We start from the raw sequence: 13,678 nt of genomic DNA on the forward strand, positions 1-13,678 counted from the left end.
ACGGAAAGGGCGGCGCTGCCGACGCCAGACGGGACCGCGTATTCGTCGCGCCGACCGCACGGTCGAACAACCGCTCAACCGGACGCGCCGCCGCCGAACTCCGTCTCTCGCCAAAACCGGTCGAAGGCGGCTGTTATCGCGGCGAGGAGGTGACGTGGGTCGTTGTCGGTCACCGCTCGGCCCGCGAAATAGCAGGCCATGCCGATCTCACTGGCCAGTGCCGCTACCTCCGGATCGGCTCCCTGTTCGGTCAACTCGGCGGTGATCCGGTCCACATAGCCGCGCTGCTTGACGAGGCTGCGGGCGCGCAGTTCGGGCTGCTCGGCGATCAACCGTTCATACTTGCGGTATTCCCCTGGCCGTTGGACCAGTTGGCCGACAAACGCCAAAACGAGGGCGCGCACAAACGCCAGCGCAGCGGGGAACGAGTCGCCGATCGGGGCGCCGTTCAGCGGTGGCTCGACTTCGGCCAGGGCCGCCTCCAGATCACGGCCGCTGTCGGCGAAGACCACTTCCTGTTTGTCGCCGAAGTATCGGAAGAACGTCGCCCGGCCGACCTCCGCCCTGGCGGCTATGTCCGCGACAGTGACTCGGTCGAAACCGCGTTCGGCGAACAGATCATGTGCCGCCTCGACGATCGCCTGCCGCGCACGCTGTTGTTTGCGGTCGCGTAGCGACGTCTCCAGCTGATCCGACCGATCCACCGGGCCATTCTAGCCAAGAGCGCAACGATCGCTTATGCTGATACTGCGTCTCATATGAGGCGCAGTATCACGAAGGAACTATCATGCGCCTACACACATTTGTCGCCGTCATCGCCGGCACCCTGGCTCTGATGGTCGGCAACGCACCCTCGGCACCAGCCGATGTGGGACCGGAGCGGAAGACCGAGGCCGCGACCCGCGCACTCCTCGAGGCATTCGAACGAAAAGACCTGGACGCCATCGATGTGCTGATCGATCAGAACGCCACACTGACCATCCCGATGTCATTTTCCGGCGCGTTGGAACCTGCGGCTCATTTCGCCAACAAGGAAGAGATTCTGGGTTACATCGGCGGAGTCGTTACGAACTTTCAGTCCATGCGGTTCACCGATCTACGAATCAGCGTGGCCGAGCGAGGGGGAACGTCTTTCGCGCAGGCCAACGGGGACTTCGTAACGGCCGACGGCCGCCCGTACCGCAACGTCTACATCTATCGTTTCGACTGGAAGGACGGCCTGATGGTGCACACCGACGAGTACGCCAACCCCATCACACTCTGCCAAACCCTCGAGAATCTGAACTGCTGAGATCAGCCAACCGACAACGATCGTGGTGGAGCCAGAAGCGAAGCACCCGCGACCGCATGCCTGTCGCGGTGATGCACTACGACGACTGCGAGGGGCGGACATGAACATCGAGGGCTGTCTCGTCCAGGCTTCAGGAGAAGGAAACGGTTGTCGCTAGCGGTCGGTATCCCGGCACCCCGCGGTGACTCGATCACCTCGCAGGCGTCGGGTAGTGCGACCGGTCTCGACTAGCACAGCGGACCTCGCGGCTTCCAGGTCCTTACGTGCCCTGGCTCCACACCGGTCGCCCAATAGAGTTACCGGACAAGAGAACCCATCCGAAGGTCACACCATGTAGCGCGCGCTCGCGCACCGGGCTTGCCCGCGAATGCGCAGCATGCCCGGGGGCAAGCGTTGCTTCAGCAGTGGACGGTCAGCGAGGAGTCCAGCATGTCGCACCACCCCGCATCCGCGTATCGCCGATCCAGACGATCACGGCACGCGGTCACGCGGATTTGCCTCACGGTCTTGGCCGCCGCCACGATGATCGCCTGCACAACAACCGCGAACCCCGCGACTCGACATTCGGCGACCACCTCGGACCACGTTCGCCGCGTCGCCGATGCCGCTATGGACCGCTTCGATGCCGGTTGGCGCACCGGCGACTGGCAGCCCTTCCTCGCCGTACTGACCGACGAATTCAGCTTCCTCTTCCCCGAAGACCCCGCCCGAGGTCTCTTCACCGGCGCAGCGGGTCGACACAAGATCGAGGAATGGGTGATGTTCCACGCCCGCTCCGGCAACCGCGTCTCCGGCAACCGCGTACGCACCGACGTAGCCGGGTCACGAGTAATCTACGAATACGAATCGCACGGCACCTCCCCCACCACCGCGGGCTACCGCAACCGCGAACTCATCATCGTCGAGATCCGCGACGACCGGGTCAGCGCCCTACACGAGTACTGGGGCGACGCCCGACCCACGGAATCATCCTGATCACCTGTAGGGTGCGCCCGATGAGGTCTACGGGCTGAATTTGCCCCCGGCCGACTCTGCCAGCGGCCATACCGTTCCTACTCGGCAATGGCGCCAATAGTCTCCGCGCACAAACGATCGCGACCGCAACTGGGTTCCGACGAGAGCCCTACCCCCGCCGTCCGCTACCTGCCCGGAAGCCTGCTCCAACCCCGACCGACGACGCCACCAGATGCTTATAACCCGGGCCAAGCTGCTGTTACGAAACAACATTGCGGACTACGGCTGGAGTAGCTCGATGTTCATCCCGCGGCGAGTTCTCTTAGCGCCTGTTCCTCGCGCGTCCCCGCCGCCGCGGTATAGACCCACAGCGACCGCCGCCGATCGGGGGCGGCACTGACGACCTCGTAGATGAAATCGAGGGTGCCGAACGTCGGGTGCGCCACGGTGACCGCGCCGTGCGCGCTGACGCCCACCGGATAGGCATCCCATTCACGGCGGAAATCCGCACTGCAAGCACGCAATTCATCGATCAGCGCGGTCAGCTGCTGGTCGTCGGCGAATTCGCCCGCCGCGACCCTCAGGTGAGCGACGAGCACCGCCGCGTTGGCCCGCCGATCCGGATAGCGCTCACGCATGCCCACATCCACCAATTGCATGCGTGCGAGATTGGGCGTAGGCGCGGCGGGCCCATTATCTTCGGCGACAAGGCGGCTCATCGCCCGGTTCCAGGCGAGCACGTCCAACCGGTGATCGGCCACCAGCGCTGGCGCGGCGATCCAGTCGAGCAGCCGCCACAGCTCGGGACCCGGCAATGGGCGCGCCCCGGCGAGCGTACGACGCGGTCGGGCGATGCGGAACAGGTGTTCGCGTTCATCGGGATCCAGCCGCAGCGCACCGGCCACCGCGTCGAGCACCGCGTCGGAGACGTTCGCGCACCGCCCCTGTTCCAGCCGGACGTAGTAGTCCACGCTCGTGCCTGCCAATAGCGCGACGTCCTCGCGTCGCAGTCCCGGCACTCGGCGCCGACCGATCCCATCGCGGATGCCGATGTCCTGCGGCCGGATTCGGGCCCGTCGCGACTGTAAGAACTCGGATATCGCGGACCGGTTCATCCTGCCCCTCCACAAGCCGCTAGGAAGTACGGTATTCATATCGTATCGCTTGCGTATAAGATAGAAGTGCCGCGTCGGTCACACCAGCAGATCTTCCCGGCCAACCGCGGGTTCTGGACCTACCTGCTCACGCAGGCCGATGCGGTCGTGCCACTTGCGCAGCGGTCTGGGTGCCCACCAGTTCGCACGGCCTGCCAGCCGCATCAGCGCGGGCGCGAGCACGCCGCGCACCACAGTGGCGTCGACAGCGACAGTGAGTGCCATGCCGAGTCCGAGCTGCTGGAGGAAGACCACCTCGCCGGTGCCGTACACGGCGAACGACACGGCCATGATGAGCGCGGCGGCCGTGACCAGCGGAGCCGAGCGAGCGATGCCGCGCGGGATGGAGCCGACCGGATCCGCGGTGCGGTCGTAGTCTTCCTTGATCCGCGACAGCAGAAAGACCTCGTAGTCCATCGACAGGCCGTAGGCGACGCAGAACATCAGGATCGGGATACTCGGCTCGATGCTGCCGGTGGGCGTGAAGCCGAGAATGCCTGCCAGCGCACCGTTCTGAAAACCCCAGACGAGCACGCCGAACATCACCGACATCGACACCATGTTCAGCACCGCCGCCTTCAATGGGGCCAGCACACTGCCGGTCATCAAGAACAGCACGGCGTAGGTGACGAACATGATGAGCAGCGCGACGAGCGGCAGGCGGGCCGCCACACCGTCGCGATAGTCGGCCAGCTCTGCGGGATAGCCGCCGACCCGCACCTCGAACGGCGCTTGCATCGAACGAATCTCAGCGACCAGCCCGACTGGGTCGGCCACAAGCCGCTCGCCTGTCGGCACCAGGCGTAGCCACGTCGCCGCGTCGGACGCCATCCCCACCGACGGCGGGCCATCCACAACGCCGCCCGCGAACGAGCCCGCGGCCGAATCCACCCGGTATACACCGGGAATCGAGGACAGCGCCGCGGCGTAGCCGGGCAGCGCGCCGGGATCGGCCGCGTCGGCGTACACCTGGAGTGCGTCGGCCTCCTCCGTCGCGAAGTCGGCACGGATCGTGTCGTACATCGACCGCACGGGATGCTGCGCGCGGAGCACGCGGTCGTCGGGCGGGCCGAAGTTCACGCCGAGCGCGGGCGCGCCGAGCGCGGCCAGCACGAGTAGCGCCGCGGCGCTGGCCAGCACCGGCCTGCGGATCACCCGTTGTGCCGCGCGGAACCAGAACCCGGTCTCGAGGCCGCCCGCGGGCCGCCGCGGCATTGCGCGGTGGCCGAGTAGCCGCAACGCGGCGGGCAGGATCACCACCGCGGCGAGCACCGAAACCGCGGCGACGGCGATCCCGGCGTAGGCGAACGACGCCAGAAACGGGAACGGGAAGGCCAGCAGCACGGCCAGGCTCGCACCGACTGTCGCGGCGCTGAACACTATGGTCCGACCCGCTCCCCTCACCGCTGACCGCACGGCGTCGGCTGTCGCCGCGCCCGCGCCGAGTTCCTCGCGGAACCGGTAGATCATGAACAACCCGTAGTCGACGCCGAGCCCGATTCCCAAGACCAGCGCGATGTTCGCGGCGAAGGTCGATATCTCGACGAACATGGTCGCCACACGCAGCAACGCCAGCGCGGCGACCACGCAGAAGACGCCGATCCCGATCGTCACCAACGCCAGCGCCCACCGTCGCAGCACCACCCACAAAAGCAGCAGCACCAGCGGAATCACAATCAGTTCGGCGCGCAGGAAATCGGTGGCGGCCTGCGCGGCGACATCTCGGAAGACCTCGTCGGCACCGCCGAGCGTCAGCGTGATCGCGGGATCAGCCGCGCGGAGCAAATCGGTTTCGATGCCAGGGAGCACATCACGGCGCACCTGGTTGGCGTCGCCAGGGACGACAGCCAGGATCAGACCGTATCGAAAATCCTTGCTGGCCAGAGTATCCGGAGATCCCGGTTGCCAAAACGAGCGGACCTCTGCCACCGCAGGATGGGCCGCGAGCTCATCGGTGAGCCGCGCGGCGGCCGTCGCTGCGGCGGGTGCGCGCACGTCGCCGTCGGCCGCCGTCACGAGCACCGCGACATTCGGACTGCCCGTGCCGAACGTCGCGGCCAGATCGGCACGCACCGAGGCGGATTCGGAGTGCGCGTTCTCGTATCGGTTGAGCGACAGGCTGTTCAGCGTCCCGGTGGCGACTACGGTCAGCAGACCGAACAGCACCACCACTGCGACGAGCAGGCCGCGAGGACGGCGGGTGATGAACGATGCGAGCACGGTCGGCCCCCTCTGCTAAGCTCCGTGATATGCGAGTAAAGACTCGCAATCGCCGATATTACGAGTAGTTGCTCGCATTTTCAAGAGGAGGACCATGCCCGAGGTGCGCCGTCAGGAGCGAGGCCGCCGTCGCATCGAAGACATCCTGCGCGCCGCCGCGACGGTCCTCTCGGAACGTGGTTACGAGGGGACCACGACGAACGCGGTCGCCGCGGCCGCGGGCATCTCACCGGGATCCCTCTATCAGTACTTCCGCAACAAAGATGAGATCGCTGCCGCTCTCGCCGAGTACTATCGCGGCCAGCTCGAACTTTTCGGCGACGACGTCCCCGACGAGTCCGAAGGTCTCGACCTGGACGGCCTGCTGGATCGACTGCTTGGCCCACTGGTCGAGTTCAATCTCGCCCACCCCGGATTCAAGGCCCTGTTCGCCCGCACCGACATGCCCCAGCCGCTGCGCGAGGCCGTCGGCCCAGCGCACACGGCGCTGCACGAGCGCTTCGAGGCCCTGGTGGGATCGGTCTTCCCCGACCTCGATCCGCCGAACAGACACCGAGTCACCACCATCGCCATCCAACTCCTGCGCGGCCTGATGCCACTCATCGTCGAGGCCGACGCCGATGAGCGGCCCACCCTGGTCGACGAGCTGCGGGTGGTGCTGCGGTCGTATCTGGTCTCGCGCGGCGGCCATCGGTAGGCGACGCTTCACCCGGAATACGCACAGCGCGGCGATGCTCCCCGCTCGACAGGCTTCAACCGCCCCCGAAGCCTACGACTGCCGGAGTCGCGCCACGCGGCGCCAAGACGAATATGGCGGCCCGCCCTACACCGCCGAGTCAGGATCGCTGGTCTTTGATAGCTGAGACCACGGCGGCGATCTCGTGGTTGATCAGTCGGACGAAGCGTTCCTCGTCGGCGGAATGGGCAGAATAGGGCTGGCGATTCGGGATCACGTATCGGCCGTCGTCGGGCAGGTCTCGCCAGTGGAGTCGTCTCGCGGAGCGACCGCGTGGACCGAAAACGGATATGCCCTGGATGATTTCGATCGTGCCGACTCGCGCCGGCTGTTGTTGCAGGAATTGCCTGCCGAGCGACTCGTGGGTGTCATGCCAGGCTGCCGAGATCCGCGGCAGTGCGACATGGTCGTCGTAGCAGCTCGGCTCGTCGGGAATCGGGAGCACGACGTCGTGCCCACCCCCGGGCATGGCGGGCAGGGCGGCGACCACCCGATCGGCCAATCGCAGTGGATCGCAGTCGGTGATCGTGAAACCCGCACTGTGCTGGATCGTTTCACCCGGTCGTTGGGTCAGCAGATAGCCGTTCGCACCGCGACGCACCGCAAGCATCCGAATGCTGCCGCGTGGATCGCCGGGGTTGTCGCCGTCGACGCCGCGGACGAGCACCCGGATATCCGGGCGGGCGACCACATCGATGGCCCGCTCGAGTTCGGCGGATACCGTGGTGCGCAACCGTTCCCGGATCTCGCGGCGTGCCCGCTGATAGTCGCGTTCCAGCGGAATCCGGCTGATGTAGGTGAAAGGGCGTGGTAGCAAGCCCTCGCGCAACCGTTCCCACAGGACGACGAACTCGAAGTCGTCGAGTGTCCATGTCGTCATCGTTCGATCACCGGAGTGTTGACCACCCGAGGCGCCTCGCCCAGCGCCTCCTCGAAGTGGTGCGACGATTCCAGGTACGCGGCGCGCCGATGCCAGTCGCGCTTGTCACCACTATTGGCGGCGCCACCCATCCCGGCGGGCCCTGGCACGCCGGGTGAGTTCGATGCGGCCGCCAAACGATCCGCCGCGCCGACACCTCCGGGTTCGACAGGCAGGGCCGCGCGTGGAAACAATTTCGCTATGCGGGCCGGGTCATGCTTAGGGGCGACGGTTGGTGTCGAGTGTCCCGCACCGCGCGCACCGGATCCGGCTTCCGCTGACGCGTGGTGCGGCAACGAGCGGGCGGCTGCGGAGGGCGCCGAACCCGACGGCGGGCGTTGGGCAGCTGAGACCTGTTGAGCTGCTTGCCCCAGAGCCGCAGGCAGACCCTGACCGAGATCACGCGATGGTGATCGCACGACTCCCCGCGTACCGTCCACGCCCTGCCCGGCGCCGTGCGGCGCCGAACCCGCCATGACGGGACTCGTCGGCGCCGGACGTGCGTCCGGTTCCGAGTACGCCGTCGGTAGAGGCGACGTCCCGCCTCCGGGGGCGCGAGCGGGCGCCACCGGCAACGCCGCGCCCGCGACCGTAACCGGCGACGGTGTGACAGCGGCAGTCACCGTGTCGGTGCCGGCACTCGCGCCACCGGAACCCTGTCCGCCGCCACCGCCCTCCACGCCCTGCTCGAGCATCGGCACCTGGGCGAACGCGGACTCGACCGGCGGCAGAATCGGCACCCGGACGGCCGAGACATCGATGCCGACCCCATACGTCTGCCGCAGCGCCTCCTGATACTCAGCAGTAGGATCCTCCACGGTGTAAGACATCGAATACATGCCATAGGGACCCATGTTCGCGGGCAAGGTACGAGTCGATCCGGCCGGATTCATCGGTTCCTGCGGCATGCTCACCCGAGTCGCTTCCAACCACCCCGCGGTGTAGGCGAGGTTGTCCGCCATGAGCCCCATGCTGTTCGACAGGTGCCGAACACCATCGGCGTACGCCCGCACAGCCGCGACGGCCGCCTCACGTCCCGCACCGCGCCACTGGCCCACCGTCATGGAATCGACGCGATTGGCGTACTCGACGGTTATCGCGTCGAGTTGCGCACTCATCCACGCCCAACGCCCGCCCGCGTCGGCCACCTGCTGGGCGCGGATGCTCTGACCCAGCTCGTAGAGGTCCTCGTAGAGCAGGGCGTTGGGGTTCTCGATGTCGTCCCTGATCGTGGACGGCTCGAAATCGTCGTGCTCCCGCAGCTCATCCGACATGGGGTCGACCTCGTGGGCGGCAACCGGATCCAGCCAATCGCCCGGATCCCGATAACGTCCGTCACTGCCGATGTCACCGGCGATGGGCGTGGATTCCGGTGAACGTCCCAGCGCGGTCGATGCTTCTCGGGGCGTGGTGACGCGCCCGAGTTCCTCCGCGTTCAAATCCTCGACACGAGCGTACTGCCGGCCCGCGTCGACGAAAGTTTCGATCATGTTCCGGAGAACAGCGACATGCCCGTCGAGGATCCGCCCGAGTTCGACGCCCTTGTTCGCGAATTTCGCCGCAAGCGCTTCGCCCGACGACAAGTTCGACAGCGGTTCGAAGTGCTCCACTTGCGTCGCGTTCTCACGAATGGCCAGTACACCGCCGAGGAGTTCGACCACCACCTCCACAACGTCGAGCGCCGCTCGCGGATGGAATTCCAGCGCACCACCCTGCGCCTGAGCACGCAGTGCTTCCCATGGATTCGTCGCACCGATCTCGCTCACTCGAACCTCCGGATCCAACCGGTGCACGACCGGCCGCTCATGGCTGCCACGCACTTGTACAGTTCGGTGACGATCTTCATGCCGCCGCAGCGCATGAACCAGGGCTCAATCAATCCCTCGGCAGCCAGAACCTAGGCTCGACAGAACCACTCACCCGAGAGTGATCCGCCTCTGGCTGCGTAGGTTGAACAATCCGGGGTTCGGGCCGGTAACAGAGCTTCGACTGGTCGCCGAGAGCCGCCCAGAACAGACGTAGGTGCAGCGCCAGCCCCACCCGAATGTGATTGGCGTCCCGCCTATTCGAAAAGCCGCGGAAGCTCTGCGCAGCAACGCCGCCCAGCTCCGCCGACATCGCGACGGCAATACACGACATCCAGCACTCAGCGGTCGTAGGAGGCGACACCGACCGGCCCCACGCCGACGCACACACCGAGACCTGTTGTGTAGGAACCTATTCGAAGGAACGATCCGCCCCCGACCACGCGGACGTACACCGTGTGCTGCCCGGCTCGGACCGGGACGACGACCGGCCGTCCGCGCTCGAGGCCGACGGTGATCCGCCCGTCTCGGTCGGCGACGTAGTTCAGCTGCGCGGTCCAGTTGTTGTCGAGCATGGGACCGTCCAGCGGAAGCGTGACCGGTGTCGGGCCCGCGATCCGGTAGTCGCAGGCGGGGTTGGGGCCGGGGCGGATGTGCCGGTTCCACCAGACGACGGCGTCCACGATCTCGCCCGTGTCGGTGATCATGCGCAGCCGCGGTGTCGAGTCGGCGAACGCGGTGGGCGGCGCGACCGGTGCGAGCACGTTCTCGGCGAGGTTCTGCGGATAGGCGTAGGGCGCGAGGACGGCCCATGGCACTTCCTGCTCCAGCAGCGGCGCGTCCTGTTCGCCGAGCGCGGCCGTGACGTTGGTGAGGTAGGTGCGGGTCGGGCCGATCGCCCAGGCCCGCGCGAAGGTCCACGAGGACCACAGGCTGCTCACCACGAACGCCACTGTGAGCCCCACCATCGCGGGCGCGACGAACCGCCGCGCCCACAGCTCGGAGTCGCGGGGCCGCGCCCGAAGCACCAGCGCGCCGGCGAGCGCCATCACCACCGCGACGTCGGCCAGGTACCGGAGCGATTGCATGATCTCGGTGGCGGTGTGCGGTCCGCTGCGGATCAGCGCCAGCGGCAGCTGCGCCACCACGATGTAGACCGCGACCGTCACCAAGACCGCCGTCACCCGCCGACGCAAGAAGACGGCGACCACCGCGAGCACACCGAGCGCCACCCAAGCGAAAGCGACCGACCAGTCCGGCGGTGCCGCCCACGGCGTGGCGGGCAACCACCGCTCCCACACCCAGGGCCCGCCCGACAACGCGGGCACGACACCCAGCGACGTGGCGCTGCGCAGCAACTCGCCGACATCGTGCCCGTCGCCGTGCACGGCGGCGACATCGATGACGCTGAGATACACGCCGAGCCACGCCACCAGCGCCACACCGCAACCGATCCACAGCATCGCCCCGCGCCGGGCGACCGTTCGGACGACACCGGCGTGACCGTCCACGTGGTGGGTCGACGCGGCGGCCGCGAACGCCACGAACGGAACGACCACCGACTTCTCGAAGGACAGCAGCGCCGCGACCAGGACGACGATCCCCGACACCGCGTACCGGCGCCGCCCGGTGCGCACCAGCAGCACCGCGTCACCGATCACCCAGGCGAGGGCGAACTGCAACGGCAACGCGTTCAACGCCGCCGCCCACCACGCGAAGGCGGGCAGCGTCAGAGGACACACCAGGTAGAGCACGAGCGGCACCAGCAGCGCGCGGCGTTTGCCCACCACGATGATCAGCATGCGCAGCACCGCGAGCGAGGCCGCGAGTTGTAGCACGATCAGCGAGAGCACCGGCCCCGCCCACGCCAGCGGCGCCGCCTTCGTCACCAGCCACGCCGTGGCGAAAGCCAGCGGCATGAAGTGGCCGTCGTGGTCGTAGAGCAGCAGTTCCGCGGAGAACAACTCGTAGCGACCGGCGCGCCCGACCAGAACGAGGTCGTCCCAATAGAAATAGCCGCGGCCGGCGATCCAGCCGCGCAGCGCCACCTGCGCCACGACGAGACAGCACGCCACGAGGACCACGGCGCGCGGGGTCGAAGCGGTGAGCGCCGTCCGCGCCCGCCGCGACCACCCGCCGACCGGCGGTAGGCCGCGCGCGGAGACGACCGGCGCCGGACGCTCGCCGATGCGGACGTCGGTCATCGCGCGCACTCCTGTTCGCGATCGTGCTCTGCCGGGCGTGGTCCGAGGATCGTTGGCTGGATCCCCGCGCCCAGTCTGCCCGAAACCTCACCGCACGGTCCCCGCCCGAGCACCGTCGAGGGGGCGTTCACCGCCGGTCGACACCGCCGTTCTCGCGCTCGCGCCGACACGGGTGGGGCAATCCTCGAGCATCACCGTGCACAAACGAAACTTTCCGCCACAATATTGTCTGTCCCCCCGGACGATTTCCGACGCACTCGTGCCTACCTGAAAGACAACGACACCGGCGCTCGACCCGAGAGCCGTCGTCCTCGCCCACCAGCGAACACACGGAGTACGCGATGTTTACTCGATGGACGAACACAGCCGCCTGCGCGGTGGCGACCCTCGCCGCAGTCCTGTCGCCCGCCGTCACTTCCACCACCGCACACGCCAGCCCGCCGCACTGCCCCGACATCCACGTCGTGGCGGTTCCTGGGACCTGGGAGACCTCGAAAACCGAACCGGGCAAGGGGATGTTGGCCGCCGTCGCCGACGACCTGCCCGGCGACGTCTGGACCGACTACGTCGCCTACACCGCGACCGCGTTCCCCTGGGAAGGCGAGGTGTACGGCCGGTCCAAGCGCGAAGCCATCGACACCGCCCGCGCGCTCATCGCGGACACGGCCCAGCGCTGCGCGACGACGCGGTTCGCGCTGCTCGGCTACAGCCAAGGCGCGGACGCCGCAGGCGATCTCGCCGCCGAGATCGGCACGGGACTCGGCGTGGTCTCGCCCGACCGTGTCGAACTCGTCGGCCTGATCGCCGACCCGCGCCGCTCCCCCACCGACACCCTCATCGGCCCGCCGGTGCCCGGCGCGGGCGCGGGCGGTCCGCGCCTGGGTGGATTCGGCTGGCTGGCCCCGCACACCTTCACGTTCTGCGCCCCCGGCGACCTGTACTGCGCGACCCCGGACGGTGACTACGCCGCCCGAATCGCCGGATTCTTCGCGCAGATCTCCAACCCGGACCCCGCGCTGTTCGACAAGTACCAGCAGCAGGCGGGCGAACTCATCAATGACGCCATGGCCGCGGGCGGGTTCGGGCTTTTGCACGACCAGCTCAACAACTCGGCCTACGAGGAGCGCAAGAAGCAGATCGATGACTTCCTGGCCTCCGGCGCCCACCAGTGCTACCCGACCTACCGGGTCGCCGCCGGGGGCGCGACCCCGCTCACCTGGTTGCGTCAGCGTCTGGTCGGTCTCGCTCTGCGTTGATCGGCGCTCGCGGTAATCGTCGGGCACGAGTGCGAAATCGCGAGGTCAGGGAGCCGTCCCGCCGATAGTCGGCGGACCGTTGCGAGTGCGACGCGCGCCGGAGTCGACAGGATTCCGGCGCGCGTCGCTGCGTGCTCGCTTCCAGCGGTCAGGGGCAGCCGAGTTGGGGTTCCACGGGCGAACGCGGGATAGGCTCGGGCGAGATCATTCGGTGCGACCGGCGCAGGAGTGATGCACTATGTGTCGACTGTTCGGACTGACCGCCGCCCCGCGACGGGTGAAAGCAAGCTTCTGGCTACTCGACGCGGCCGACAGTTTGGACCGCCAGAGCGAGGCGAATCCCGACGGCACCGGGCTCGGCACGTTCGACACCGCCGGTCGGCCGCTTGTCGAGAAGCAGCCGCTGGCCGCGTACGAGGACCGGCAGTTCGCCGTGGAAGCCAAGCACCGCGAGTCGGCCACATTCCTCGCCCACATCCGGCACGCCTCCACCGGCGACCTCAGTACGAAGAACACCCACCCGTTCACCCAGGACGGGCGAATCTTCGCGCACAACGGCGTCATCGAGGATCTTCCCCGCCTCGACGAGGAACTCGGCCGATACCGCGAGCTGGTCGAGGGCGACACCGATTCGGAACGTTTCTTCGCCCTGATCACCAAACACATCGACGCCCACATCGGCGACGTCACCGCTGGCATCACCGAAGCGACGCACTGGATCGCCGACCGATTGCCGATCTTCGCGATCAACATGCTGCTGACCACCGCCACCGAGCTGTGGGCGCTGCGCTACCCCGCCACCCACGACCTCTACGTATTGGACCGCGAACCGGGCGAACACCTCGAGCACCGCGGCACCGCGGGAACCGTCCGAGTCCGGTCGACCGAGCCGGCCCGCGTCCCCACCTTCGTCGTAGCCAGCGAAGAGATGGACGACGACCCCGACTGGCGCCTGCTCCCCTCGGGCGAACTCCTCCACATCGACCGGAACCTCCACGCCCACCGCACACCCATCCTCGATCGTCCCCCTTCCCATCCGCTCTCCCTCTCCGACCTCAGCGCCGACGCGGCCGCCTCGCAGCAACACCGCTGACGCGCAACGCCATTCGAGCGCGCCCGTCCTCGCCGCCTGCCGACTT

At 67.6% G+C, this 13,678-nt stretch carries 12 protein-coding genes; 6 read left to right on the forward strand and 6 right to left on the reverse strand.

Annotated features, from left to right (window positions below; genetic code table 11):
• Positions 1–74 precede the first annotated feature (74 nt).
• Positions 75–704, reverse strand: coding sequence for a TetR/AcrR family transcriptional regulator (locus CRP45_RS31485; RefSeq protein WP_218841213.1), 630 nt, complete (start codon positions 702–704; stop codon positions 75–77).
• Between the two features lie 131 nt (positions 705–835).
• On the opposite strand from CRP45_RS31485, the gene CRP45_RS31490 reads away from it, so the two are divergent.
• Together CRP45_RS31490 and CRP45_RS31495 are read left to right on the forward strand one after the other, a co-directional pair.
• A complete protein-coding gene (locus tag CRP45_RS31490) occupies positions 836–1,291 on the forward strand; it encodes a nuclear transport factor 2 family protein (protein ID WP_218841214.1) in 456 nt (151 codons plus the stop codon).
• Between the two features lie 609 nt (positions 1,292–1,900).
• A complete protein-coding gene (locus CRP45_RS31495) occupies positions 1,901–2,266 on the forward strand; it encodes a nuclear transport factor 2 family protein (RefSeq protein ID WP_179831079.1) in 366 nt (121 codons plus the stop codon).
• Positions 2,267–2,547: 281 nt separating this feature from the next.
• Here CRP45_RS31495 and CRP45_RS31500 read toward each other — a convergent pair whose 3' ends face one another.
• Both CRP45_RS31500 and CRP45_RS31505 read right to left on the reverse strand, forming a co-directional pair.
• The gene (locus CRP45_RS31500) at positions 2,548–3,399 is read right to left on the reverse strand and encodes a helix-turn-helix domain-containing protein (protein WP_342747055.1); all 852 of its coding nucleotides are present in this window, start codon (positions 3,397–3,399) and stop codon (positions 2,548–2,550) included.
• Positions 3,400–3,438: 39 nt separating this feature from the next.
• Complete coding sequence (locus tag CRP45_RS31505; protein ID WP_097248269.1) at positions 3,439–5,619, reverse strand: MMPL family transporter; 2,181 nt, start codon at positions 5,617–5,619, stop codon at positions 3,439–3,441.
• Positions 5,620–5,713: 94 nt separating this feature from the next.
• Between CRP45_RS31505 and CRP45_RS31510 the strand changes: the two genes are divergently transcribed.
• Positions 5,714–6,316, forward strand: coding sequence for a TetR/AcrR family transcriptional regulator (locus CRP45_RS31510; RefSeq protein WP_067789200.1), 603 nt, complete (start codon positions 5,714–5,716; stop codon positions 6,314–6,316).
• 139 nt (positions 6,317–6,455) lie between these two features.
• Here the strand turns inward: CRP45_RS31510 and CRP45_RS31515 are convergent, their stop codons facing one another.
• Both CRP45_RS31515 and CRP45_RS31520 read right to left on the reverse strand, forming a co-directional pair.
• On the reverse strand, positions 6,456–7,235 hold the full coding sequence (locus tag CRP45_RS31515) for an ESX secretion-associated protein EspG (protein WP_097248270.1): 780 nt from the start codon (positions 7,233–7,235) through the stop codon (positions 6,456–6,458).
• Positions 7,232–8,764 carry a PPE domain-containing protein gene (locus CRP45_RS31520; protein WP_143861591.1) on the reverse strand — a complete coding sequence of 511 codons (1,533 nt, stop codon included), beginning with the start codon at positions 8,762–8,764 and terminating at the stop codon, positions 7,232–7,234. Before CRP45_RS31520 ends, CRP45_RS31515 begins: the two co-directional genes overlap by 4 nt.
• A gap of 18 nt (positions 8,765–8,782) precedes the next feature.
• Here CRP45_RS31520 and CRP45_RS31525 point away from each other — a divergent pair, with 18 nt between their 5' ends.
• Positions 8,783–9,175: a hypothetical protein gene (locus CRP45_RS31525; RefSeq protein WP_143861592.1), complete on the forward strand. Its 393-nt coding sequence runs from the start codon at positions 8,783–8,785 to the stop codon at positions 9,173–9,175.
• A 245-nt stretch (positions 9,176–9,420) separates the two neighbouring features.
• Here CRP45_RS31525 and CRP45_RS31530 read toward each other — a convergent pair whose 3' ends face one another.
• Complete coding sequence (locus tag CRP45_RS31530) at positions 9,421–11,283, reverse strand: hypothetical protein (protein ID WP_143861593.1); 1,863 nt, start codon at positions 11,281–11,283, stop codon at positions 9,421–9,423.
• 341 nt (positions 11,284–11,624) lie between these two features.
• Here CRP45_RS31530 and CRP45_RS31535 point away from each other — a divergent pair, with 341 nt between their 5' ends.
• Positions 11,625–12,539, forward strand: a complete 915-nt coding sequence (locus CRP45_RS31535) for a cutinase family protein (RefSeq protein ID WP_097248273.1) — start codon at positions 11,625–11,627, stop codon at positions 12,537–12,539.
• Between the two features lie 238 nt (positions 12,540–12,777).
• The gene (locus tag CRP45_RS31540; RefSeq protein WP_097248274.1) at positions 12,778–13,632 is read left to right on the forward strand and encodes a class II glutamine amidotransferase; all 855 of its coding nucleotides are present in this window, start codon (positions 12,778–12,780) and stop codon (positions 13,630–13,632) included.
• The last annotated feature ends 46 nt before the right edge of the window (positions 13,633–13,678 follow it).

The organism is Nocardia amikacinitolerans (genome assembly GCF_900215415.1).
Lineage (GTDB): Bacteria > Actinomycetota > Actinomycetes > Mycobacteriales > Mycobacteriaceae > Nocardia > Nocardia amikacinitolerans.

Bases quoted from the DNA above. Each gene is read 5' to 3' on its own strand.
- CRP45_RS31525 (WP_143861592.1), top strand. From the start codon at position 8,783: ATGCCCGTCGAGGATCCGCCCGAGTTCGACGCCCTTGTTCGCGAATTT.
- CRP45_RS31495 (WP_179831079.1), top strand. From the start codon at position 1,901: ATGGACCGCTTCGATGCCGGTTGGCGCACCGGCGACTGGCAGCCCTTC.
- CRP45_RS31540 (WP_097248274.1), top strand. From the start codon at position 12,778: ATGTGTCGACTGTTCGGACTGACCGCCGCCCCGCGACGGGTGAAAGCA.
- CRP45_RS31515 (WP_097248270.1), bottom strand. From the start codon at position 7,235: ATGACGACATGGACACTCGACGACTTCGAGTTCGTCGTCCTGTGGGAA.
- CRP45_RS31490 (WP_218841214.1), top strand. From the start codon at position 836: ATGGTCGGCAACGCACCCTCGGCACCAGCCGATGTGGGACCGGAGCGG.
- CRP45_RS31500 (WP_342747055.1), bottom strand. From the start codon at position 3,399: ATGAATACCGTACTTCCTAGCGGCTTGTGGAGGGGCAGGATGAACCGG.
- CRP45_RS31520 (WP_143861591.1), bottom strand. From the start codon at position 8,764: ATGATCGAAACTTTCGTCGACGCGGGCCGGCAGTACGCTCGTGTCGAG.
- CRP45_RS31535 (WP_097248273.1), top strand. From the start codon at position 11,625: ATGTTTACTCGATGGACGAACACAGCCGCCTGCGCGGTGGCGACCCTC.
- CRP45_RS31530 (WP_143861593.1), bottom strand. From the start codon at position 11,283: ATGACCGACGTCCGCATCGGCGAGCGTCCGGCGCCGGTCGTCTCCGCG.
- CRP45_RS31510 (WP_067789200.1), top strand. From the start codon at position 5,714: ATGCCCGAGGTGCGCCGTCAGGAGCGAGGCCGCCGTCGCATCGAAGAC.